Genomic DNA, 21,844 nt, shown 5'->3' with positions numbered 1-21,844 from the left:
ACGGAATCGTAACCGGACGCCGAGTCAGCCCCGGTAGGAGACCGCCAGCTCCTTGACGCCGTTGATCCACCCCGATCGAAGCCGTTGCGGCTCGGCCACTTTGGCGATGTCCGGGATCTGGTCGGCGAGCTCGTCGAAGATCAGCTTGATCTCCATGCGGGCCAGGTTGGCGCCGATGCAGAAGTGCGCGCCGTTGCCGCCGAAGGCCAAGTGCGGGTTGGGGTTGCGCAGCACGTCGAATTCGAAGGGCCGGTCGAAGACGGTCTCGTCGAAGTTGGCGGAGCTGTAGAAGAGACCGGCCCGCTGGCCCTCTCCGATCGTCACGTCGCCGACCGTCACGTCGGCCAGGGCGGTGCGCTGAAAGCAGTGCACGGGGGTGGCCCAGCGGACGATCTCGTCGACCGCGGTCGCCGGTCGCTCCCTCTTGAACAGCTCCCACTGGTCGGGGTTGTCGAAGAACGCGTTCATGCCGTGGGTCATGGCATTGCGGGTGGTCTCGTTGCCGGCCACGGCGAGCAGGATGACGAAGAACGCGAACTCGATGTCATCCATGGCGTTGCCCTCGACGTCGGCTTGGACGAGCCGGGTGACGATGTCGTCGGCCGGGCAGCGCCTGCGTTCCTCGGCCATCGAGTAGGCGTAGGCCATCAGTTCGGCATTCGCGGTCGTCGGATCGGAGTCGAAGTCGGGGTCGTCGGTGTTCATGATGCAGTTGGTCCAGTGGAATAGCCGTTCGCGATCGGACTCCGGCACGCCAATCAGGTCGGCGATGGCCAGCAGGGGCAATCTGGTGGCAACGTCGGCGACGAAGTCGCCACCGTCCTTCGCTGCCGCCTCTGCCACGATCTGGCGGGCGGCCGCGGCCAGCTTCTCCTCGAGCGCGGCCACCGATCGTGGCGTGAACAGGCGCGAGACGATCTTGCGCAACCGGGTGTGCTCGGGTGCGTCGTGGTTGATCAGCAGCGCCTTGGTCAGGTCGAGCTGTTCGGCGGTGACGCCGTCGGGCAGCCGCATGACCGCGCCCTTGCGGTTGGTCGACCAGAGGTCGCCGTTGCGCGAGATGGCCTTGATGTCCTCGTGTTTGCTGATCACCCAGTAGCCGCCGTCGTCGAAGATCGACTCCTGCTGCTCGTTCCACCAGACCGGGGCGGTCTTGCGGAGTTGCGCGAACTCGGTGACCGGGATGCCCCGGAGCAGGACGTCGGGATCGGTGAAGTCATACCCCGCCCCAAAGGGGCATGCGCTTGGTGCGGTCGCCATGTGCCAGACCATACACCGTATTGGAAAGTGTATGGCCGAATCTGAAGGTTTAGGGTTGACGACCGTGCGAGTCCTCGTGATCGGATCCGGTGCCCGTGAACATGCGCTGCTACTGGCGTTGCGTCGCGACCCCGAGGTGGACGCCCTCGCGGTGGCGCCCGGCAATGCCGGTACGGCGTCCGTCGCCGACCAATACGACGTCGACGTCACCTCCGCGGACGAGGTGGTGAGACTCGCCAAGCGCGTCGAAGCCGACCTCGTCGTCATCGGACCCGAGGTGCCGCTGGTCCTCGGTGTCGCCGACGCCGTGCGCGCGGCGGGAATCGCGTGCTTCGGACCGTCCAAGGACGCCGCCCGCATCGAGGGCGCGAAGTCCTTCGCCAAGGACGTGATGGACGCCGCGGGCGTGCGCACCGCGCGAAGCGAGATCGTCGACAATCCCGCCCGCCTCGACGCCACCCTGGACCGCTTCGGCCCGCCCGCCGGCGACGAAGCCTGGGTCGTGAAGGACGACGGGTTGGCCGCAGGCAAGGGCGTGGTGGTGACCGCGGACCGCGACGCGGCCCGCGCGCACGCGGCCAGCCTCCTGGATTCTGGGCATCCCGTGCTGCTCGAGTCCTTCCTCGACGGCCCGGAGGTCTCGCTGTTCTGCATCGTCGACGGCGAGACGGTGGTGCCGCTGTTACCCGCTCAGGACTTCAAGCGAGTCGGCGACGGCGATGCCGGCCCCAACACCGGCGGCATGGGTGCCTACACCCCCCTGCCGTGGCTGCCGTCCGACGTTCTGGCGGCCATCGTCGACGACGTCGTCACACCCGTTGCCGCGGAACTGGTCGCGCGTGGATGTCCGTTCTCCGGACTGCTCTACGCCGGGCTGGCGATTACCTCCCGTGGTCCGGCCGTCGTCGAATTCAACTGCCGTTTCGGCGATCCCGAGACCCAGGCGGTGCTGGCACTGCTGCAGAGCCCGTTTGGGCAGCTGCTGCACGCCGCCGCCGTCGGTGAGCTGGCCGACCAACCGGCCCTGCAGTGGTCCGAGGGTTCCGCGGTGGCGGTCGTGCTGGCCGCCGAGAACTACCCGGGGCGTCCTCGGGTGGGTGACGTCATCACCGGGTCGGACGCGCCCGGTGTGCTGCACGCGGGTACCGCCCGACGTGAGGACGGCGCGGTGATGTCCTCGGGCGGCCGGGTGCTCTCCGCCGTCGGCACCGGCGCCGACCTCGTGGCGGCCCGCGAGGCGGCCTACGCCGTCATGGCCGACATCCGCCTGCCCGGAAGCCACTTTCGCTCCGACATCGGATTGGCTGCTGCCGAAGGTCGCGTCGGTCTCACCGGCGGGCAGGAGCGAAGCGACCCGGGGCAGTAGCCAGCTAGGCGACGAGAAGCGGTGCCATCCAGGCGATTTCGGCGGGAAGCTGAGAGCTCCAGAAGGCGCCGTCGTGGCCGCCGGGGGAGAACCCGCCCGAAGGCGGGTTGGGCAGTTGCCCGATGAACTGCTTGGTGGCGGCGTAGAACGGATCGCTGTCGCCGCAGTCGACCCTGATCGGGATCGACGCCAGGTTCGGCAGGCCCCACACGCTGTTGGCGGCGTAGTCGGCCGCGCCGTCGAACGCACCGGGGGCCGTCGCGTCCGCGGACGTCCACAGTGCCGGACTGACCGCGCAGATCGCCGCGGTCTTGGCCGGACCGAGTCTCGAGCCGAGCAGCAGCGCGCCGTAGCCGCCCATCGACCAACCGAGGAACCCGACCCGAGAGGTGTCCAGGCCCTGCTGGCCCAGCAGTGGAATCAGTTCGTTCAGGACCATCGCGCCGGAGTCCTCGCCCGAGGTCCGTGCGTGCCAGTAGCTTCCGCCGCCGTCGACGGCCACGACGGCGAACGGCGGAATACCCGCCGCGACCGCTTGGGCGAGGCCCTGCTCCACGCCGCCTGCCATCACGCCCGCGGCGTCCTGGCCCTTGCCGTGGAGGGCGATCACCGGGCGCAGCGGACCGGTCTGGCCGGGCGGCCGCGCGATCGCCCAGTTGGTCGGCACGCCGCCCCGCGCCGCGGACACGAACGATCCCGTGACGTAGGTCGGGGCGGGGGCCGTCGGCTCGAGGGGCAGCGGCGGTGCCAGCGGTGCGCCGATCCCCGTCATCGCGACGGGCGGCTGCGTCACCGGGGCCGGGTTCGGGGTCGAGCCCAGGGCGTACGCCCCGGCCGCACCCGCGGCGACCCCCGCGCCGAGGCGCAGCACGGCGCGCCGGCTCAGTTCAGACATGCGGGCCATCATGCCACTGGCGTCTGGGGTGGCGACCTCCGCAGCGAGGACCACGCACCGGTGCACCACAGCGCCCATGCCACCAGAAGCGGTTGAAACAACAAGCGGACGCCGCGGGACAGGTCGGAGTCCAGACCGAAGGCGGAACTGTGGGTCAGGAACTGCGAGACGTTGCCGGGAAAGACGACGACGAAGAGGGCGGCGGCCGCCCAGCCAAGCGGAACGCGGTACCGCGGCAACACCACGATGGCCGTGCCGAGGACGATCTCGACGACGCCGGAGGCAATGATCACGAAGGTGGCGTCCAGCGGCAGCCACGGCGGAATCTGGGCGTAGAAGGCCCTGCGAGCGAAGGTCAGATGGCTGACTCCGGCGAAGACGAGGGCGGCGCCCAACAGCACCCTGGCGAGTACGCGCGGGGCGGATGTGGCGGGTGGGTTCGACGCGGGTGAGAACACGGTCGCCTTTCGGTCGTGGAGCCCTAGTAGTTGGTCGAAAGCCCCATACCGTGGGGCCGTTGCTGGCAGCATGCAACACGTGACGGCAGCGGTCACCCCCAAGGGGGAGAGGCGACGGTACGCGCTGGTCAGCGCGGCCGCCGAGCTGTTGTGCGAAGGTGGCTTCGACGCGGTCCGGCACCGCGCCGTCGCCCGCCGGGCGGGCCTGCCGCTGGCCTCCACGACGTACTACTTCTCCTCCCTCGACGACCTCGTCGAGCGGGCCGTCGAGTACGTCGGCATCCGGGACGCCGAGGTCTTGGACTCCAGGGTCGCAGCCCTGCCGAGGCGCCGCCGCGGGGCCGAGTCGACCGCCGACGTCCTGGTCGACTTCCTGGTCGGCGACGGCCCCGACACTCGGGTCTCCGAGCAGTTGATCTCCCGCTACGAGCGGTACATCGCATGCGCGCGACAGCCCGGTCTACGAGACGTGCAGCGCCGCATCATGAAGCAGCGAACCGAGGCCGTCGTCGAGGTGATCGAACGCTCCGGTCGGTCGGTGCGGTCGGAGTTGATGACGGCGTTGGTCTGCGCCGTCGACGGCGCGGTCGTCGCGTCCCTCGTCGGTGTCGGGGACGGACCGAGGGCCGCCGCCCGCGCGACGCTCGTCGACGTCATCGACGTGCTGGCGCCCTTCGGCTGAGTACCTTCGGTGCCATGAACGTCACCGATCTGCTCGACGCCGCTCTGGACCGATCGGTGCTGCTGGGCTATTCGAAGATCGGCTCCGGGGTACGACGGCTCTGGTGGCCCGCCGATCCCGGCGCCAACTCGATGGCCGGCAAGCGGGTCGTCGTCACCGGGGCCACCTCTGGTCTCGGCGAGGCAATGGCACGATCGTTCGCAGAGCTGGGCGCCATCGTTCACCTGTTGGGTCGCAACCCCGACAAGGTCAGACACTCGGTGGGGGTGATCCGGGGCGCCGTCCCCGGCTCGGTGATCGTCGACGAGGTCTGCGACGTCGGCGATCTGGACGCCGTGCGGGCGTGGACCGAGGACCTGTCCGGCCGCGTCGACGCCCTGCACGGCCTGGTGCACAACGCGGGCGCCATGCCGAAGCGACGCGACGTGACACCGCAAGGCCACGAATTGCAGTTCGCCTGTCACGTACTCGGTCCGCACCTGATGACCGAACGCCTTCTGCCCCTGCTGCGCAACGCCGGCGGGGCGTCGGTCGTGTTCGTCTCCTCCGGGGGGATGTACAGCGCGCCGCTGTCCGTCGGCGACCTCGAGTCGGCCCGCGGTGACTACGACGGCGTTCGGGTCTACGCCAAGACCAAGAGGATGCAGGTGGTGCTGGCCGACGCGTGGGCCAGGCGACTGGAGGCGACGGACGTACGCGTGGAGAGCATGCATCCCGGGTGGGCGAGGACTCCCGGTGTCGCCGAAGCCCTTCCGACGTTTCAACGACTCACCGGGCCGATCCTGCGCGATGCGGCCGGTGGCGCCGACACTGCCGTCTGGCTGCTGGCGACCCGCCCCCGGTCGCAGTCTCCGCACTTCTGGCACGATCGGGCGCAACGGCCGACGACGTTCGGCTGGCAGCGTCCGCAGGATCCCGCCGTGGTCGCCACGTTCCTCGACGGGGTCTCCGCCATGACGGACACGTCGCGCAATTGGATAGCGCTGCGTGCTTGATCTTTTCCTGCAATGGTTGGACCCTGACTCACAGCTGACTATCAGGGAGGCGTCATGGCTCAGGCCACCGTGGAGAACCAGCCCGAACTGAAACGCGTGATGGGTCCCGGCCTGCTGCTCCTCTTCATCGTCGGAGACATCCTCGGCACCGGGGTCTACGCCTTGACCGGCGACGTCGCGGCCGAGGTGGGTGGTGCCGCGTGGCTGCCGTTCCTGGTGGCGTTCCTCATCGCGATGGTCACCGCGTTCAGCTATCTGGAACTGGTCACCAAGTATCCCCAGGCCGCCGGCGCTGCGCTCTACGCGCACAAGGCGTTCGGCATCCACTTCGTCACGTTCCTGGTGGCGTTCATCGTCATGTGCTCCGGCATCACCTCGGCGGCCACCGCGTCGCGCTTCTTCGCCTCCAACTTCTTCAAGGGCTTCGGCTTCGATTGGGGCACGGCCGGAATCGTCGCCGTCGCAATGCTCTTCATGCTGATGGTGGCCGCGGTCAACCTGCGCGGCGTCGGCGAGAGCGTCAAGCTCAACGTGGTGCTGACCATCGTCGAGATCACCGGGCTGATGCTGGTGATCTTCGTCGGGTTCTGGGCGTTCACCCAGGGCGGTGAGGCCGTCGACTTCTCCCGGGTGATCGCATTCGACACCGCGGAGGACAAGAACGCCTTCCTTGCCGTCACGACTGCCACCTCGCTGGCGTTCTTCGCGATGGTCGGGTTCGAGGATTCGGTCAATATGGCCGAGGAGACCAAGGATCCGGTCAAGATCTTTCCCAAGATGCTGCTGACCGGGCTGGGCATCGCGGGCGTCGTCTACATCGTGGTCGCCATCGTCGCGGTGGCACTGGTGCCGGTGGGTGCGCTGGAGGCCAGCGAGACGCCACTGGTCGAGGTGGTGAAGGCCGGTGCGCCCGGTCTGCCGATCGAGAAGATCCTGCCCTTCATCTCGATGTTCGCCGTCGCCAACACCGCGCTGATCAACATGCTGATGGCGAGCCGGTTGATCTACGGCATGGCCAAGCAGCACGTCCTGCCGCCGGTGCTGGGCACCGTCCACGCCTCGCGTCGCACGCCGTGGGTGGCGATCCTGTTCACCACCTCGATCGCGTTCGCGCTGATTCTCTACGTCACGGCGTTCGCCAACGACAAGGCGATCTCGACCCTCGGTGGCACGACGTCGCTGCTGTTGCTCGCGGTCTTCGCGGTGGTCAACATCGCGGTCCTGGTGCTGCGCAAGGACGTTCACCGGGAGGCGCACTTTCGGACTCCGACCTGGCTGCCGTGGGTGGGCTTCGTCGCCTCGGCCTACCTGGTGCTGCCGCTCTCTGGCCGGCCGCTGCAGCAGTACGTGCTGGCGATCGCGTTGGTGGCACTCGGCGTCGTCCTGTTCGGCGTCACGCTGGCGATCAACCGGGCCCTGGGGATCCGCGGGCCCGGCATCACCGACGTCGAGAAGCTCGACGCCGAACCCTAGACGCAGGGTGCGAGCAGCGGATTACGAGGGCTGGCCACCACCTGGCCCGGTTCGGCGCCGGGGATGAACTTGCGCCAGTCACCGCTCACCATGGTCGGGCTCGGCACCACCCGCACGCCGTCGGCGAAGTAGGTGTTGGCGAGCACCATGCGTGCCGCGGTGGTGCGGTTGGCGCCGGCAGTGTGGAAGCAATTGGCGCCGTGAAAGCTGACCTCGCCCGCCGCGAACGGACCGTCCTCGACCTGAACGCCGTGTGCGCGAAGGGTTTCCGACACCCCGCGGTCATAGGAGGTGCCGTGCTTGTCGAATTCGAGGTCGTCGACCAGGTTGCCGACCTCGGCCCCGCGGGCGAAGGCCAACGGGCCCATCTCGCGGGGGGTGGGCTGCAACGGAATCCACGCCGTCAAGACCTGGGGCGAGTCGAGTGGAAAGTGGTGCGCGTCGTAGTGCCACGGGGTGCGGCCAGCACCGGGCTCCTTCGAGAGCGCGTTGTCGTGGTAGAGCCGGACCCGATCGGTGCCGAGCAGGGCCGCGCTGATGCCGCCGATGCGCGGCGACAGAACCGCGGCGCGCACCAGTTCGTCGTCCAGCCACATCATCTCGCGACTCTGGAAGCCGACCGCTGGGTCGACGGCCTCGTCGAGCGTGGCGCGCAACCTGATTCGCAGACGCTCCACCGTCCCGGGGGTCAGCACGCCGGGCAGCTTGACGAACGACTCGGTGCGGAAGCGCTCGATCTGCTCGTCGGTGATCGGATAGGCCCGGGCGAGTTCGGCGGTGACCTCGTCGTCCGACGGTAGCGGGCCGGGGTCGTGGTCGGGCAGGTCGACCAGCGGGCCGTCGGGAGTCGGGCCGTCGGCCAGGGACATGTACCAGTCCCACCACTGGTCGTTGCCGCGATCCCACTCGACGGCGACGTCGGACGCGGTGCCGGCCGCGGTGGCCTCGGACAGGTGCGGGTTGCGAATCATGGCTGCTTCCAGGTGATCAGGTGGGCCTCGTGGCTGAACTCGTAGGACCCGTCGGGTCCGCGGCAACCGGCCAGGTACCGTCCGAGCTCGTCGCTGGCCTCCATCCGTTCGAGGGTCACGGTGTCGTCGAACGCGCAGCGCTGCAAGAAGCCCTCGGCGACGGCTCGGTCGGAGGTCCCGGTGCGATAGCCGAGCGTCTGTACTTCTAGTGATGCGCCGGCCTCGCGCAGGGCGTCGGCGACCCCCTCGGCGTCGGTGTAGGGCGTGGCGTCAGGCGCGAACGACGCCCGGTACGCGTCGTAGAAGGTCAGATAGTGCGACCGCGACGAGGCCTGCGCGACCACTCCCAAGCCGCCCGAACGAAGGGCCGCGACCATCCGCGCCACGCCAGCCGCCAGCTCGGTGGGCGGCAGGGCGTACAGCGCATGGGTGGCCCACGCGAGGTCATAGCCGGTGTCGGAGAAGTCTTGGAGCACGAGTTCGTGTTCCCCGGCCGCCACGAACGGCGGTGCGAGCGTCGCTCGCGCCTCGGCGATGCTGAACGCCGACGGGTCCAGCAGGTCGACCTCGATCACCGGTTCGGTGGCCAGGCCCCCGGCCAGAAGAGCGGTCGGGAACTTGCCGCTGCCGCACGCGACGTCGAGCAGCCGTACGCGGCCGTCGACGGCCTGTCCGGCGAGGTCGGCGTTCCAGTCGCGCGCCGCGACGAGCTGCCGATAGTCCTCCGTGGCGAGGGCGTAGAACGCCTCCATCTCCGCACGTCCGGCCTCGCTCCAGTGGTCGAGGCTGCGCTGCGCGGTGTCCGGTGAGGTCATCGCACAAGCCAACCATGGATCCCTGCGACCTTTTCTTACGCAACGATGTCGGCCTCGGCCATCGGCCCATTCGCACCGCTTTCACGGGAACAATGGCGGCAAATGACGATGATCGGACTACCCGCGCCCTTGCTGGGCCTGCGGGAAAGCGTCCTGGAACAGCCGGCTCTTCCGGCTCTGACCAACGAGCGGTACGCCCACACCCACGCCCGCTACGAGGCGGCCAGCGACCAGCGGCGCCGCCTGCAAGAGTGGCTGGTGGCAGAGCTACCTCCGCTGCTGGGCGACTGCGATCCGGTGCGGGTCGTCGGCGTGGGCGTCGGCGACGGCAGCGTCGACGCGCCACTTGCCGCGGCGTTGACGACCGGCGGGCGCCGAGTGCGGTACACCGGCGTGGAGCCGCATCCCCCGTCGGCCGCCGGATTCGCCGCCCGGATGAACGAACTCGATGCAGCGGAGCTCGTGCCGACGGTGGTCATCGGTGACTTCGCCGACCACGACGCCGGCCACCCCGCCGATCTGGTCCACTTCGTGCACTCGCTCTACTACGTGGCGAACCTCTCCGCGGCCCTCGACCACGGGCTGCGCATGCTGAGGTCGGGCGGTCTGATGCTGGCGGCCGTCGCCCCCTTGGAGCCGCTGTGCGTGCTGACCGAGATGCTGTGCCCGTGGGCCGGGCAGACGCCGTGGTTCGCCGAGGACGTCCAGGCCGACCTACGCCGCCGAGGCCTGGCCGTCGAGACCGAGACCATCTCCGGACATCTCGACCTCCGCGACGGGTTGAGCGATCCGCTGGGGCGCGGCGAGGACGTGCTCGACTTCCTCATCGGGGCGCGGTCGCGCTCGTTGACGCCCCCGGCGCGCGAACGGTTGCTCGACTACATTCGCGACATCTCGTTGCCCGGCCGGCCGGGCGTGGTGCCCCACCCGGTGGACGTGCTGGTGGCCCGCAAGCCGTGAATCACGAGGCGGCAGTGAGCTTCTCGAGCCGGGCCTGAAGCTGGGCGACGCGATGGGCGTTGCCCGTCAGTCCCACGTAGCGGTCGCCGTAGCGCGCCAGCAGCGCATCGTCGAGGCGGCGGACCGCGCCGGCCGGGTAGCGGTAGTCCATCTTCTGGTTGACCGCGTCGGTGTCCAGACCGCTGAGCAACTCGTCGAGCTCGTCGAGTGAGTCGACGCCCAGTTCCAGCAGCAGCCCGGAGATCCACGCGTAGTGCTCGGTGCGCGACCATCCGGCGTCGGGGAAGCGGTTGCCGAGATAGGTCGCCAACACGGGCGTGCCGATGCGGGGGTCGTCGGACTGCTCGGAGCGCGCTGCGGGCGGGGAGCTCTTCAGGCGCTCCCGAATGGCGGAGAACTCGCGGTCGGCCAGCTCCAGGAGGCCGGCCGCGAGGGTGAACCGCCGGTCCAGATCGGGAGCGTCCTCTTCGGGAATGGATCCCTTGTAGCGGATGTCGTGCTCGAACTCCGCCCACGCGTGCTGCAGGACGGTCCGGACCTGGATCGACGCGGGCTGTTGCTCACCCGCGACGGCCACCAGCAGATGCCGGCTGGCGTAACCCCATCGGCCCTCGCGGGCCGTCTCTTGGCCCATGTCCCGGTCGTCGAGGAGCTGCATCTCCTCGGTCAGCAGATTGGCGACGGTGGTCACGTCGTCGCGCAGGAACGTGATCACCCGCAGGCCGATCTGGTCGGTGAGTTCGGAGAGCGGATCGGTGTAGAGGCGTTGGCCGTCGACGCTGCGGTCGGCCTTCTCCGCGAACGACGCCACGGACTTGGTCCGCGCCGTGACGTCGAGGTAGTTGATGCCTGCATCGTCGAGCAGCGTCGTCACCAGGTGCAGGTAGCGTTCGGTCGCTCCGACGAGTGCCGGGCGCCGGGCGGCGAACTCCGCGATGGCGTCGCGCACCGCGCCCGGCGTCGCCTCCCGCGGGGCGGGGAGCAGGTCCGGCGGCAGGGTCGGGGTGATGGTGGCGCCGGTCTCGGCGTCGCCGTAGACCGTGACGTCCTGGGGTCGGCGGGTGGCGAACAGCGCGACGTAGGCACACACCACGGCGTCGACGGGGTCCTCCGCGCGCCGCAGCTCGCTCTTGCGTTCGGCGGTCTCCACCAGGTGCCGAAGGGCAATCCAGCCGTCGTCGTCGGCGACCCGCAACGGCGGCGTGGCATGGGCGAGCGTCTCGACCAGGTCAAGCAGCCGCAACAGCTCGGACCGCAGCTGCGCGACGCTGCGGCCGGGCTTGGCCTTGTACTTCAGCGTGCGGCCCAGCCGGAACAGCGCCACGGTCGCCGGATGCGGGTAGACCTCGATGGCCCGCCGCGGGGACGCGGAGTCGGGGTCGATGTCGAGTTCGAGCGCGGCGGCCAGGCGGGCTGCGCGGGGAGTGCCGGCGAACTCCGGCTTGCCGGTGTTGGTGGGATGGGCGCCGGCCTCGAACTTGGCGAAGTCGCGGTTGAGCGCCGCCTCGCTGGGTCGCTGGCCGGTGGGATTGTTCACCACCAGCGGGGCGTCGAAGGCCACCAGGCAGTCGTCTTGCACGTAGGGCCCGATCGCTGCCCTGATGCTGGCGTCGTCCTGCGCCACGCCGACGTAGACCAACCGGCCGCCGTCGTCGACGACGGTGACACCGGTGGGCTTGCGCTCTCCCCATGCGAGGTCCACGCCGACGAAGTACATCGGTCTAGCTTGCCTCAGCCGGGTCGTAAGCTGTGTATCCGTGACGATTCCGAATGTCCTGGCCAATCGGTACGCCAGCGCAGAGATGGTGGCGATCTGGTCGCCGGAGGCCAAGATCGTCGCGGAGCGCAGGTTGTGGATCGCCGTCCTCCGCGCCCAGGCTGAGCTCGGCGTCTCGGTGCCCGACGGTGTCGTCGAGGACTACGAGCGGGTCCTGGAACAGGTCGACCTGGCCTCGATCACTGAGCGCGAGCGCGTCACGCGACACGACGTCAAGGCGCGCATCGAGGAGTTCAACGCCCTCGCCGGGCACGAGCACGTGCACAAGGGCATGACCAGCCGCGATCTCACCGAGAACGTCGAGCAGTTGCAGATCCGCCGGTCGCTGCAACTCGTCCACGCCCACGGAATCGCCGTGGTGGCACGGCTCGCCGAGCGGGCGGAGCTCTACCGCGACGTGGTGATGGCCGGACGTTCGCACAACGTGGCCGCGCAGGCGACGACTCTGGGCAAGAGGTTCGCGTCGGCGGCCGAGGAGATGCTGATCGCGCTGACCCGGCTCAGCGAGCTCGTCGACCGGTACCCGTTGCGAGGCATCAAGGGACCGATGGGCACCGCGCAGGACATGCTCGACCTGTTCGACGGCGACACCTCGAGGCTGGCGGCCCTCGAGGGGCGGGTGGCCGAATTCCTCGGCTTCGCAACGACGTTGGACAGCGTCGGTCAGATCTATCCTCGGTCGCTCGACCACGACGTGCTCTCGGCGCTGGTTCAGCTCGGTGCGGGGCCGTCGTCGCTGGCACACACCATCCGGCTGATGGCGGGCAACGAACTCGTCACCGAGGGGTTCGCGCCGGGCCAGGTCGGCTCGTCGGCCATGCCGCACAAGATGAACAGCCGGTCCTGCGAACGGGTCAACGGACTGCAGGTCGTGTTGCGCGGGTACGGGTCGATGGCCGCCGAACTCGCCGGCGCGCAGTGGAACGAGGGTGACGTGTTCTGCTCGGTGGTGCGCCGCGTCGCACTGCCGGACGCGTTCTTCGCCCTCGACGGCCAGATCGAGACGTTCCTCACCGTGCTCGACGAGTTCGGCGCCTACCCGGCCGTCATCCAGCGCGAGCTGGACCGCTACCTGCCGTTCCTGGCCACCACCCGCATCCTGATCGCCGCCGTCCGTGCCGGCGTCGGACGCGAGACGGCCCACGAGGTCATCAAGGAGCACGCCGTCGCGGTGGCCCTGGCGATGCGCGAGAAGGGTTCCGAGCCAGACCTTCTCGATCGATTGGCCGCCGACCCGCGACTGCCGCTGGACCGCGCGGCGTTGGATGCGGCGTTGGCCGACAAGGAAGCGTTCACCGGCGCGGCCGGTGCCCAGGTCGACGCCGTCGTCGCGGCGGTCGAGCAGTTGGTCGGACGCTATCCCGAGGCGGCGGCGTACACCTCGGGCGCCATCCTGTGAGCTTGGCGGCGGTGGACTTCACCGACCTGGACAACTTCGCGGCGGGTTTCCCGCACGAACTGTTCGCCGTCCACCGTCGCGAGGCTCCCGTCTACTGGCACGACCCCACCGAACACACCCCCGACGGCGAGGGCTTCTGGTCGGTCGCCACCCACGCGGAAACCCTTGCCGTGCTGCGCGATCCGTCGTCGTTCTCGTCGGTGACCGGGGGTGCCCGTCCGTTCGGCGGCACCCTCCTGCAGGATCTCTCCATCGCCGGCCAGGTACTCAACATGATGGACGATCCGCGGCACGCCCAGATCCGGCGGCTGGTGAGCAGCGGTCTCACCCCGCGGATGATCCGGCGGGTGGAGGACGACCTGAGGTCGCGGACCCGCAGGCTGCTCGACGCCGTGGAACCCGGGGTGCCGTTCGACTTCCTGGTCGACGTGGCCGCCGAGCTGCCGATGCAGATGATTTGCATCCTGCTGGGAGTGCCGGAGTCCGAACGGCATTGGCTGTTTCACGCCATCGAGCCACAGTTCGACCTGGGGCGCACGGTGAACGCGGACGACGGCGCACGGATGTACGCCTACGGAGCCGAGTTGATCGCCGCCAAACGGGCCCACCCGACCGACGACATGCTCTCGATCGTTGCCAATGCCGCGGCTGACGCGCTCCCCGTGCTTTCCGAAGTCGAGCTCTACCTGTTCTTCAGCCTGCTGTTCAGCGCCGGGGCGGAGACAACCCGCAACGCCATCGCCGGCGGACTGCTCGCGTTGATCGAGAACCCGGATCAGATGGTCGCGCTGCGCGGTGATCTGGAGTCCTTGCCGACGGCGGTCGAGGAGATGGTGCGGTGGACCTCGCCGTCACCGTCGAAGCGCCGCACCGCCACGCGGAAGCTGACGCTGGGCGGGTGCGCGATCGTGGCCGGACAGAAGGTGCAGATCTGGGAGGGGTCGGCCAACCGCGACGAAATGGTCTTCGCCGATCCGGACGTCTTCGACGTGACCCGTAAGCCGAACCCGCACTTGGGCTTCGGGCAGGGCGTGCACTACTGCCTCGGCGCCAACCTCGCACGATTGGAGTTGCGGGTGCTATTCGAGGAGCTGCTTTCGCGTTTCTCGTCGGCTGAGTTGGCGGGCCCGGTCGAATGGACGCGGAGCAATCGCCACACCGGCATCCGTCACCTCCCCGTCATGATTCGTGCACGCTAACCCGCGCCTGCCGCGGGCAGGCGTGCACGAATCGCTCGCCGAACCTCCGCGACGACCTCGTCTGGGTACTCAGTCAAGTCAAGCCAGGTGAACCGGAGAACTTGATAGCCGGCGAGGGTGATCGCATTCTGCCTGGTTCGGTCACGTTGAAAGGCCTCCGAGTCGCTGTGGAAGGCGAAGCCGTCGATCTCGACGGCCACCTTTGCGGCACGGAAGAGGATGTCCACCTCGAATCCAGCCACGCGTTGATTCGCTCTCCAGCCGGTAATCCTCGCGGTGCTGAACAGCCGCGCAGCGAGACGTTCTGCTTTGGACCGTGCTCCGTCATCCGCCGCTCGGAGCAGTCGGCGCGCCGCCGGCGAACCGTGGCGGCCCTTGTTTCGGAGGTGCGCGGTCCACAGTGCGGGCAGTTGGGTGTGGCGTTGCAGGGCCTTATCCAGCAGCTTGGGCCCGCCCCCGCGACGGACGGCGGCCTCCACCACCGTCAGCGGCAGCGTCGTAACGCGTAGGCCCCTGCACTGGAACACGTCGGCGGCTGGGAGGTCGCGGCGTCGTAGCCGAAGTCCAGGTCGAGATCTGTGGTTGCTGACACGGGGAACCGTCACTTCGACCGTTCCCGGCGCGAACGCGGTGAGCTCCAGCCACCAGGCGGCCGCGAGCCCGCTGGCCACGGCTCGGTCACCGTTGCTCCAGACGGCGGCGCGGATGCGGGCGGCGTCGGTGAACGGACGGTCGTCGACGAAGTAGACACCGCGTGCGCAACGTCGCCAATGCCCCGAACGCACACGTCTCTCGACCGCATCCTGGCTCAGTCCAGCATCCCGGGCCTGGCTCAGGGTGATCACACCGTCGTGGCACCGCAAGAGGTCGTCGAGCACCATTGGTTTGACTCGCCAGCCGTTGACTGGGTTCCGTATCGCGATTTGTGCACTCATACCCGTGACGAGCGCGGGTGTGAGTGCACAAATCGCCTATTTGCGGCGGATGCCCGAGGACCGCAGCTCGAGGTTGGCCAGACCGCGGATGGCGATCGCGTCGTCTCGGCGCCACGCCCCGACGGGGTCGATGCTGACGGCCGCGAGTTTGGCCAGCGGCCGGTTGGCCAGCGCGCGCAGCGCCAGCAGTTGCTCCCCGGCGGGTGTCGCGGCGAGCGTGGTCGCGGTCCACTTGCGCCGGAAGAACCGGATGCGCAAGACCAGCCACGGCAGCGCGACGAACAGGATCGGCGGTGCGGCGACCGCCAGACCGAGCACGACGGCCAGCCAGCTGGCGGTGGTGTCGAGGCTGTGGCCCGCGCCGGCGATGTCGAGGGCCGCTCGGCTCGCCGCCCGCAGCGGCTTGCTCAGGGCGCTGCCGACCAGCGGGAAGTCGTCGGTGCTGTCGCCCGCGGAGTTCAGGTTCTCCGAGACCCCGGTGGCACCGTCGTTCACCTGCCGCCCCACGTCGGCGATGGTGTCCACCGCGGAGTGCACCGCGAGCCCGACGAGCACCCAGATGGCGGTCCACACGACGACGACGGTGTCGCTGGTCAACTGGGCGAGCAGCCGGCCGGGGGTGGTGGCGTACGGCACGTAGCGAGAGCTCATGGGTGTGATCCCAGCACAGATGGACCGATAGTCTTGCCCGATGCGCCCAGCTCTGACCGACTACCAACATCTGGCCAGCGGCAAGGTTCGCGAGTTGTATCGGATCGACGCCGACCATCTGCTGTTCGTCGCCAGCGACCGCATCTCGGCCTACGACTTCATCCTCGACAGCGAGATTCCCGACAAGGGCCGCATCCTCACCGCGATGAGCGTGTTCTTCTTCGAACTGCTGGACACGCCCAACCACCTGGCGGGCCCGCCCGACGACGAGCGCATTCCGGCCGAGGTGCTCGGCCGGGCGCTGGTGGTCAAGCAGTTGCAGATGATGCCGGTCGAGTGCGTGGCCCGCGGCTACCTCACCGGGTCCGGCATCGTCGACTACCGCGCCACCGGCCAGGTCTGCGGCATCGACCTGCCCGCCGGTCTGACCGAGGCCAGCAAGTTCGCCGAGCCGCTGTTTACCCCAGCCACCAAGGCCGAGCTCGGAAGTCACGACGAGAACGTCAGCTTCGAGGCGATCGTCGAGGTGGTCGGCGTCGAGCGGGCGACCGAGCTGAGGGACCTGACGCTGTCGATCTACCGGCAGGCCGCCGAGCATGCACTGAGCAAGGGCATCATCATTGCCGACACCAAGTTCGAGTTCGGGGTCGACGAGGACGGCCGGATGGTGCTCGCCGACGAGGTGTTCACCCCTGACTCCTCCCGGTACTGGCGAGCGGACTCCTACGAGGAGGGCGTGGTGCAGGCCAGCTTCGACAAGCAGTTCGTCCGCAACTGGCTGACCGGGCCCGACTCGGGTTGGGACCGCAGCGCCGACGTGCCGCCACCGCCACTGCCCCCGGAGATCGTCGAGGCCACCAGAGGTCGTTACATCGAAGCCTACGAACGTATTTCCGGGTTGAACTTCGCAGACTGGATCGGAGCCAAATGATCGGCACACCACCGATTGCCAAGCGCGTCGAGCACCGCCGTGAGCATCACGGCGACGTGTTCGTCGACCACTACGAGTGGCTGCGCGACAAGGCCGATCCCGAGGTGATCGCCTACCTGGAAGCCGAGAATGCCTACGCCGACCAGCAGACCGAAGGTCTGGAGCCGTTGCGCCAGAAGATCTTCGGTGAAATCAAGGCTCGCACCAAGGAGACCGACCTCTCGGTGCCGACGCGCCGCGGCGAATGGTGGTACTACGGACGCAGCGTCGAGGGCCAGCAGTACGGCATCCATTGCCGTTGCCCCGTGAGTGATCTCGCCGACTGGACGCCGCCGGTGCTCGACGAGAACGAGCCGGTCCCCGGAGAACAGGTACTCCTCGACGAGAACGTCGAAGCCGAGGGCCACGACTTCTTCTCCCTCGGCGCGGCGTCGATCAGCATCGACGGTCACACCCTCGCCTTCTCGGTCGACGTAGTGGGCGACGAGCGATACACGTTGCGCTTCAAGGACTTGCGCACGGGTGAGTTGTACGACGACGTCATCTCCGGTATCGGCGCCGGGGCGACGTGGGCCGCCGACGGCCGCACCGTCTACTACACGACGGTCGACGACGCGTGGCGGCCGGACACCGTCTGGCGACACCGACTTGGTGCGGGCCTGCCCGCCACCAAGGTCTTCCACGAACCCGACGAGCGGTTCTGGGTCGGGGTGGGTCGCAGCCGAAGCGACAAGTATCTGTTCATCGCCGCGGGCAGCGCGGTGACCTCCGAGGTGTTCTACGGCGACGCCATCGACGGGGACACCGAATTCGTCTCGATCCTTCCGCGCCGCGAATCGGTGGAGTACTCGGTCGAGCATGCCGTCGTCGGCGGGCAGGACCGCTTCCTGATCCTGCACAACGACGGTGCCGAGAACTTCACGCTCGTCGAGGCGCCGGTCGATGATCCGACGGCGTTCCGCACGCTCGTCGAGCACCGGGCCGATGTCCGCCTCGACGCCGTCGACGCATTCGAGCGGCACCTCGTCGTGAGCTATCGAAGCGATGCGCTGCCGCGAATTCAGTTGTGGCACATCGACGAGGACGGCACCTACGGCACTCCGGAGGAGATCACCTTCGAGACGGAGCTGACGTCGTCGGGCCTGTCGGGAAATCCGAACTGGTCAGCGCCGGTGCTTCGGGTGGGCACCACCTCGTTCATCGTGCCGGTCCGTGTCTACGACGTCGACCTGGCGACGGGCGAACGCACCCTGCTGCGCGAGCAGACGGTGCTCGGCGACTACCGACCCGAGGAGTACGTCGAGCGGCGGGACTGGGCGCTCGCGCCCGACGGCACGCGGATCCCGCTGTCGATCATCCACCGTGCGGGCCTGGCGTATCCGGCCCCGACACTGCTGTACGGCTACGGCGCCTACGAATCCTGCGAGGATCCGCGGTTCTCGATCGCGCGCCTGTCCCTGCTGGACCGGGGCATGGTGTTCGCCATCGCCCACGTCCGTGGTGGTGGCGAGATGGGCCGGCCGTGGTACGAGCACGGCAAGATGCTGGAGAAGAAGAACACGTTCGTCGACTTCGTCGCGGCCGGAGCGCATCTCGTCGGCACCGACGTCACCCGACCCGAGAATCTGGTGGCCATGGGTGGCAGTGCCGGCGGCTTGCTGATGGGTGCGGTGGCCAACATGGCACCGGAACTGTTCGCCGGAATCCTTGCCCAGGTGCCGTTCGTCGACGCGCTCACCACCATCCTCGACCCCTCGCTGCCGTTGACGGTCACCGAGTGGGACGAGTGGGGTAATCCGCTGGCCGACGAGGAGGTCTACCGCTACATGAAGTCGTACTCGCCGTACGAGAACGTGGCGGCCAAGGACTACCCCGCGATCCTGGCCATGACGTCACTCAACGACACCAGGGTGTACTACGTCGAGCCGGCGAAATGGGTTGCCGCACTGCGCCACAGCAAGACCGACGACCACCCGGTGCTGTTGAAGACCGAGATGAGCGCCGGTCACGGCGGCATCAGCGGACGCTACGAACGGTGGAAGGAAGCGGCGTTCATGTACGCCTGGGTGCTCGCCACCGCCGATCGTGACCACTACGGCGCAGGCCGGTAGCCTCACGGCCATGGGCATCACCGACATCTCACTGACCACCCTCGACGGCAAGCCGACGTCGTTGGCCCAGTTCGCCGACGGCGCGGTGCTCGTCGTGAACGTGGCCTCCAAGTGCGGGCTGACACCGCAGTACACGGCCCTGGAACGACTGGCCACCGAGTACGGCGACCGCGGCCTGACGGTGCTCGGGGTACCGTGCAACCAGTTCATGGGTTAGGAACCGGGCACCGCCGAGGAGATCCAGTCCTTCTGCTCCACGACCTACGGCGTGACCTTTCCCCTGCTGGCCAAGACCGACGTCAACGGATCCGACCGGCATCCCCTGTACGCGGAGCTGACCAAGACCGCCGACGCCGACGGGCAGGCCGGTGACGTGCAGTGGAACTTCGAGAAGTTCCTCCTGGCGCCCGGTGGCGAGGTCGTCGACCGGTTCCGGCCGCGCACCGAACCCGACGCCCCCGAGGTGATCAGCGCCATCGAGGCCGTTCTGCCGAGGTAACACCAAGACGTCAACTCCCACGCACGCGGACGACACCTTCTGCACACCTGGCGTTGCGACACTGCGAGGCGTGGCTGGAGAACTGATCGTCTCGATCTCCGGAATCAACGACCGCACGTTGCCCAACGCGGTCGCCTTCCGCGACGAACTCGCCGCGCGCAACGTGCCGGTGTCCCTGCTGGTGGCGCCGCGGCACAAGGGTGGCTACCGGCTCGACCAGGATCCGACCACCGTGGAGTGGATGACCCGGCGTCGCGCCGAGGGCGACGCGATCGTCCTGCACGGCTACGACGAGGCCGCCACCAAGAAGCGCCGCGGAGAGTTCGCGACACTGCAGGCGCACGAGGCCAACCTGAGGTTGACGGGGGCCGACCGGGTACTCGAGCACCTCGGCCTGCGGACCAGGCTGTTCGCCGCACCGGGGTGGACCGTCTCGCAGGGTGTGTTGACCGCGCTGCCGCGCAACGGCTTTCGGCTGGTCGCCGAGCTGGGTGGAATCACCGATCTGGTCCGGGGGACGACGTCGAGGGCCAGGGTCGTCGGCATCGGGGAGGGGTTCCTCACCGAGACGTGGTGGTGCCGAACGCTGGTGCTCTCGGCCGAGCGGACCGCACGCCGCGAGGGCACCGTGCGACTCGCCGTCGCCGCCGGGCAGCTACGGCGTCCCGGATCGCGCCAGGCCATGCTGGACGCCGTCGACCTGGCCCTGCTTCATCGCTGCACCCCCGCGGTGTACCGCTGGGCGCCCAGGGCGGTCTCGACGGACGTGCCGGACGCCGCCTGACCGATGGCGGCTAACGTGGCGGCATGGCCGACGTCGACGTCATCGTGGTCGGAGCCGGGCTTGCCGGCCTAGTCGCTGCATGCGAGGTGCTGGACGGGGGCCGCTCGGTCCTGATCGTCGACCAGGAGAACGCGGCCAACCTGGGCGGGCAGGCCTTCTGGTCCTTCGGCGGGCTGTTCTACGTGAACAGCCCCGAACAGCGGCGGTTGGGCATCCGCGACAGCCACGAGTTGGCATTGCAGGACTGGTTGAGCACCGCCGGATTCGACCGGCCCGAGGACCATTGGCCGCGGCAGTGGGCCCACGCGTACGTCGACTTCGCCGCGGGGGAGAAACACAGCTGGCTGCGCGAGCGCGGGCTCAAGACCTTCGCCCTCGTCGGCTGGGCCGAGCGGGGCGGTTACGACGCTCGCGGACACGGCAACTCGGTTCCGCGGTTCCACATCGCGTGGGGAACCGGTCCGGCGATCGTGGAGATCTTCGCGCGCCGGTTGCTCGCGGCCGGCGCCAAGGCACGCTTCGCCTACCGTCACCGGGTCGACGAACTGATCGTCGACGACGGTGCCGTCGTCGGGGTGCGCGGGGCAGTGCTGGAACCGTCGACGGCAGCCCGCGGCGTCGCCTCGTCCCGAAACACGTTCGGCGAGTTCGAGTTCCGGGCACCGGCCGTCATCGTCGCCAGCGGAGGCATCGGCGGCAACCACGACCTGGTCCGCAAGAACTGGCCGGCCAGAATGGGTCGTGTGCCCAGTCAACTGCTCAGTGGGGTGCCCGCCCACGTCGACGGCCGGATGCTGGGCATCACCGAGGCTGCGGGCGGCAACCTGATCAACCGCGACCGGATGTGGCACTACACCGAGGGCATCACCAACTACGACCCGGTGTGGGCCCGGCACGGCATTCGCATCCTGCCGGGGCCGTCGTCGATCTGGCTCGACGCGACCGGTCGACGGCTGCCCGCGCCGCTGTACCCCGGCTTCGACACCCTCGGCACGCTGGAGTACATCGCCAAGACCGGCCACGACTACACGTGGTTCGTCCTCAACGCTCGGATCATCGAGAAGGAGTTCGGGCTCTCCGGCCAGGAGCAGAATCCCGATCTGACCGGGCGCAGCGTGCGACAGGTTCTCGCCAGGGTCAGGCCCGGCGCGCCCGGTCCCGTGCAGCGGTTCGTCGACCAAGGCGTCGACTTCGTCTCGGCGACGACGCTGCGGGACCTGGTCGCGAGGATGAACGACGTCCCCGACGTCGAACGCCTCGACTACGACGTCGTCGAGGCCGAAGTCACCGCTCGCGACCGCGAAGTCGCCAACCGCTACACCAAGGACAGCCAGGTGACCGCCATCCGGGGCGCACGCAACTACCTACCCGACCGCGTGAGCCGCGTGGTGGCGCCCCACCGGATCACCGACCCCAAGGCCGGGCCCCTGATCGCGGTCAAGTTGCACATCCTCACCCGAAAGTCATTGGGAGGATTGGAGACCGACCTGGACTCGCGGGTGTTGAAGGCCGACGGATCGACATTCGACGGGCTGTACGCCGCCGGTGAGGCCGCCGGATTCGGCGGCGGTGGCGTGCACGGCTACCGGTCGCTGGAGGGCACCTTCCTCGGCGGCTGCGTGTTCTCCGGCCGGGCCGCGGGCCGAGCTGCGGCGCGTGACGTCGGCTGAGACTTGAAATCCG

Annotated in this window: 19 protein-coding genes and 1 pseudogene; 12 read left to right on the top strand and 8 right to left on the bottom strand. The window is 68.8% G+C overall.

Translation table 11 applies throughout. The features are described from left to right. Window positions 1-24: 24 nt before the first annotated feature. Window positions 25-1,260, bottom strand: a complete 1,236-nt coding sequence (locus ABZ195_RS05690; protein WP_355215642.1) for a cytochrome P450 — start codon at window positions 1,258-1,260, stop codon at window positions 25-27. Between the two features lie 64 nt (window positions 1,261-1,324). On the opposite strand from ABZ195_RS05690, the gene purD reads away from it, so the two are divergent. Then, window positions 1,325-2,626 (top strand): phosphoribosylamine--glycine ligase, encoded by a 1,302-nt coding sequence (gene purD / locus ABZ195_RS05685; protein WP_355216097.1) that lies wholly within the window; start codon window positions 1,325-1,327, stop codon window positions 2,624-2,626. A gap of 4 nt (window positions 2,627-2,630) precedes the next feature. Here the strand turns inward: purD and ABZ195_RS05680 are convergent, their stop codons facing one another. Both ABZ195_RS05680 and ABZ195_RS05675 read right to left on the bottom strand, forming a co-directional pair. Then, window positions 2,631-3,533: an alpha/beta hydrolase-fold protein gene (locus ABZ195_RS05680; protein WP_355216095.1), complete on the bottom strand. Its 903-nt coding sequence runs from the start codon at window positions 3,531-3,533 to the stop codon at window positions 2,631-2,633. Further along, on the bottom strand, window positions 3,530-3,979 hold the full coding sequence (locus ABZ195_RS05675) for a hypothetical protein (RefSeq protein WP_355215640.1): 450 nt from the start codon (window positions 3,977-3,979) through the stop codon (window positions 3,530-3,532). The genes ABZ195_RS05680 and ABZ195_RS05675 overlap by 4 nt, the downstream gene beginning before the upstream one ends. A gap of 70 nt (window positions 3,980-4,049) precedes the next feature. Here ABZ195_RS05675 and ABZ195_RS05670 point away from each other — a divergent pair, with 70 nt between their 5' ends. The 3 genes from ABZ195_RS05670 to ABZ195_RS05660 are packed head-to-tail and all read left to right on the top strand — an operon-like array spanning window position 4,050 to window position 7,129. Then, window positions 4,050-4,661 (top strand): TetR family transcriptional regulator, encoded by a 612-nt coding sequence (locus ABZ195_RS05670; protein WP_355215638.1) that lies wholly within the window; start codon window positions 4,050-4,052, stop codon window positions 4,659-4,661. Between the two features lie 14 nt (window positions 4,662-4,675). After that, on the top strand, window positions 4,676-5,656 hold the full coding sequence (locus tag ABZ195_RS05665) for an SDR family NAD(P)-dependent oxidoreductase (RefSeq protein WP_355215637.1): 981 nt from the start codon (window positions 4,676-4,678) through the stop codon (window positions 5,654-5,656). Between the two features lie 54 nt (window positions 5,657-5,710). Next, complete coding sequence (locus ABZ195_RS05660) at window positions 5,711-7,129, top strand: APC family permease (protein ID WP_355215635.1); 1,419 nt, start codon at window positions 5,711-5,713, stop codon at window positions 7,127-7,129. Here ABZ195_RS05660 and ABZ195_RS05655 read toward each other — a convergent pair. Further along, window positions 7,126-8,100: a phytanoyl-CoA dioxygenase family protein gene (locus tag ABZ195_RS05655; RefSeq protein WP_355215634.1), complete on the bottom strand. Its 975-nt coding sequence runs from the start codon at window positions 8,098-8,100 to the stop codon at window positions 7,126-7,128. The genes ABZ195_RS05660 and ABZ195_RS05655 overlap by 4 nt on opposite strands. Continuing rightward, window positions 8,097-8,915 carry a class I SAM-dependent methyltransferase gene (locus ABZ195_RS05650; RefSeq protein WP_355215632.1) on the bottom strand — a complete coding sequence of 273 codons (819 nt, stop codon included), beginning with the start codon at window positions 8,913-8,915 and terminating at the stop codon, window positions 8,097-8,099. The genes ABZ195_RS05655 and ABZ195_RS05650 overlap by 4 nt, the downstream gene beginning before the upstream one ends. 102 nt (window positions 8,916-9,017) lie before the next feature. Between ABZ195_RS05650 and ABZ195_RS05645 the strand changes: the two genes are divergently transcribed. Continuing rightward, the gene (locus ABZ195_RS05645) at window positions 9,018-9,875 is read left to right on the top strand and encodes a methyltransferase (RefSeq protein ID WP_355215630.1); all 858 of its coding nucleotides are present in this window, start codon (window positions 9,018-9,020) and stop codon (window positions 9,873-9,875) included. Between the two features lies 1 nt (window position 9,876). Here the strand turns inward: ABZ195_RS05645 and relZ are convergent, their stop codons facing one another. Continuing rightward, window positions 9,877-11,592, bottom strand: coding sequence for a bifunctional ribonuclease/(p)ppGpp synthase (relZ, locus tag ABZ195_RS05640; protein ID WP_355215628.1), 1,716 nt, complete (start codon window positions 11,590-11,592; stop codon window positions 9,877-9,879). 40 nt (window positions 11,593-11,632) lie between these two features. Between relZ and purB the strand changes: the two genes are divergently transcribed. Together purB and ABZ195_RS05630 are read left to right on the top strand one after the other, a co-directional pair. Next, a complete protein-coding gene (purB, locus tag ABZ195_RS05635) occupies window positions 11,633-13,051 on the top strand; it encodes an adenylosuccinate lyase (protein WP_355215626.1) in 1,419 nt (472 codons plus the stop codon). Beyond that, window positions 13,048-14,250 (top strand): cytochrome P450, encoded by a 1,203-nt coding sequence (locus tag ABZ195_RS05630; protein WP_355215624.1) that lies wholly within the window; start codon window positions 13,048-13,050, stop codon window positions 14,248-14,250. Before purB ends, ABZ195_RS05630 begins: the two co-directional genes overlap by 4 nt. Here ABZ195_RS05630 and ABZ195_RS05625 read toward each other — a convergent pair. Further along, window positions 14,247-15,128, bottom strand: coding sequence for a DUF559 domain-containing protein (locus ABZ195_RS05625; RefSeq protein WP_355216093.1), 882 nt, complete (start codon window positions 15,126-15,128; stop codon window positions 14,247-14,249). The genes ABZ195_RS05630 and ABZ195_RS05625 overlap by 4 nt on opposite strands. Window positions 15,129-15,221: 93 nt before the next feature. Beyond that, window positions 15,222-15,836, bottom strand: coding sequence for a hypothetical protein (locus tag ABZ195_RS05620; RefSeq protein WP_355215622.1), 615 nt, complete (start codon window positions 15,834-15,836; stop codon window positions 15,222-15,224). Between the two features lie 40 nt (window positions 15,837-15,876). Here ABZ195_RS05620 and ABZ195_RS05615 point away from each other — a divergent pair, with 40 nt between their 5' ends. The 5 genes and pseudogenes from ABZ195_RS05615 (at window position 15,877) to ABZ195_RS05595 (ending at window position 21,831) form a co-directional block, all read left to right on the top strand. After that, window positions 15,877-16,767 (top strand): phosphoribosylaminoimidazolesuccinocarboxamide synthase, encoded by an 891-nt coding sequence (locus ABZ195_RS05615; protein WP_355215621.1) that lies wholly within the window; start codon window positions 15,877-15,879, stop codon window positions 16,765-16,767. Next, window positions 16,764-18,878, top strand: a complete 2,115-nt coding sequence (locus tag ABZ195_RS05610) for a S9 family peptidase (protein WP_355215619.1) — start codon at window positions 16,764-16,766, stop codon at window positions 18,876-18,878. The genes ABZ195_RS05615 and ABZ195_RS05610 overlap by 4 nt, the downstream gene beginning before the upstream one ends. Window positions 18,879-18,888: 10 nt before the next feature. Next, a pseudogene (locus ABZ195_RS05605) lies at window positions 18,889-19,377 on the top strand (glutathione peroxidase). A 70-nt stretch (window positions 19,378-19,447) separates the two neighbouring features. Continuing rightward, the gene (locus ABZ195_RS05600; protein WP_355215617.1) at window positions 19,448-20,161 is read left to right on the top strand and encodes a DUF2334 domain-containing protein; all 714 of its coding nucleotides are present in this window, start codon (window positions 19,448-19,450) and stop codon (window positions 20,159-20,161) included. 23 nt (window positions 20,162-20,184) lie between these two features. Further along, window positions 20,185-21,831, top strand: a complete 1,647-nt coding sequence (locus ABZ195_RS05595) for an FAD-binding dehydrogenase (RefSeq protein WP_355215615.1) — start codon at window positions 20,185-20,187, stop codon at window positions 21,829-21,831. Window positions 21,832-21,844: the final 13 nt, after the last annotated feature.

It is taken from the genome of Mycobacterium sp. NPDC006124 (genome assembly GCF_040614235.1).
GTDB lineage: Bacteria > Actinomycetota > Actinomycetes > Mycobacteriales > Mycobacteriaceae > Mycobacterium.
This window is presented reverse-complemented; position numbering and strand designations above follow the sequence as displayed.

Bases quoted from the DNA above. Each gene is read 5' to 3' on its own strand.
- ABZ195_RS05680 (WP_355216095.1), bottom strand. From the start codon at position 3,533: ATGATGGCCCGCATGTCTGAACTGAGCCGGCGCGCCGTGCTGCGCCTC.
- ABZ195_RS05655 (WP_355215634.1), bottom strand. From the start codon at position 8,100: ATGATTCGCAACCCGCACCTGTCCGAGGCCACCGCGGCCGGCACCGCG.
- ABZ195_RS05690 (WP_355215642.1), bottom strand. From the start codon at position 1,260: ATGGCGACCGCACCAAGCGCATGCCCCTTTGGGGCGGGGTATGACTTC.
- ABZ195_RS05610 (WP_355215619.1), top strand. From the start codon at position 16,764: ATGATCGGCACACCACCGATTGCCAAGCGCGTCGAGCACCGCCGTGAG.
- ABZ195_RS05660 (WP_355215635.1), top strand. From the start codon at position 5,711: ATGGCTCAGGCCACCGTGGAGAACCAGCCCGAACTGAAACGCGTGATG.
- ABZ195_RS05615 (WP_355215621.1), top strand. From the start codon at position 15,877: ATGCGCCCAGCTCTGACCGACTACCAACATCTGGCCAGCGGCAAGGTT.
- ABZ195_RS05645 (WP_355215630.1), top strand. From the start codon at position 9,018: ATGACGATGATCGGACTACCCGCGCCCTTGCTGGGCCTGCGGGAAAGC.
- relZ (WP_355215628.1), bottom strand. From the start codon at position 11,592: ATGTACTTCGTCGGCGTGGACCTCGCATGGGGAGAGCGCAAGCCCACC.
- ABZ195_RS05665 (WP_355215637.1), top strand. From the start codon at position 4,676: ATGAACGTCACCGATCTGCTCGACGCCGCTCTGGACCGATCGGTGCTG.
- ABZ195_RS05595 (WP_355215615.1), top strand. From the start codon at position 20,185: ATGGCCGACGTCGACGTCATCGTGGTCGGAGCCGGGCTTGCCGGCCTA.
- ABZ195_RS05670 (WP_355215638.1), top strand. From the start codon at position 4,050: ATGCAACACGTGACGGCAGCGGTCACCCCCAAGGGGGAGAGGCGACGG.
- ABZ195_RS05650 (WP_355215632.1), bottom strand. From the start codon at position 8,915: ATGACCTCACCGGACACCGCGCAGCGCAGCCTCGACCACTGGAGCGAG.
- ABZ195_RS05620 (WP_355215622.1), bottom strand. From the start codon at position 15,836: ATGAGCTCTCGCTACGTGCCGTACGCCACCACCCCCGGCCGGCTGCTC.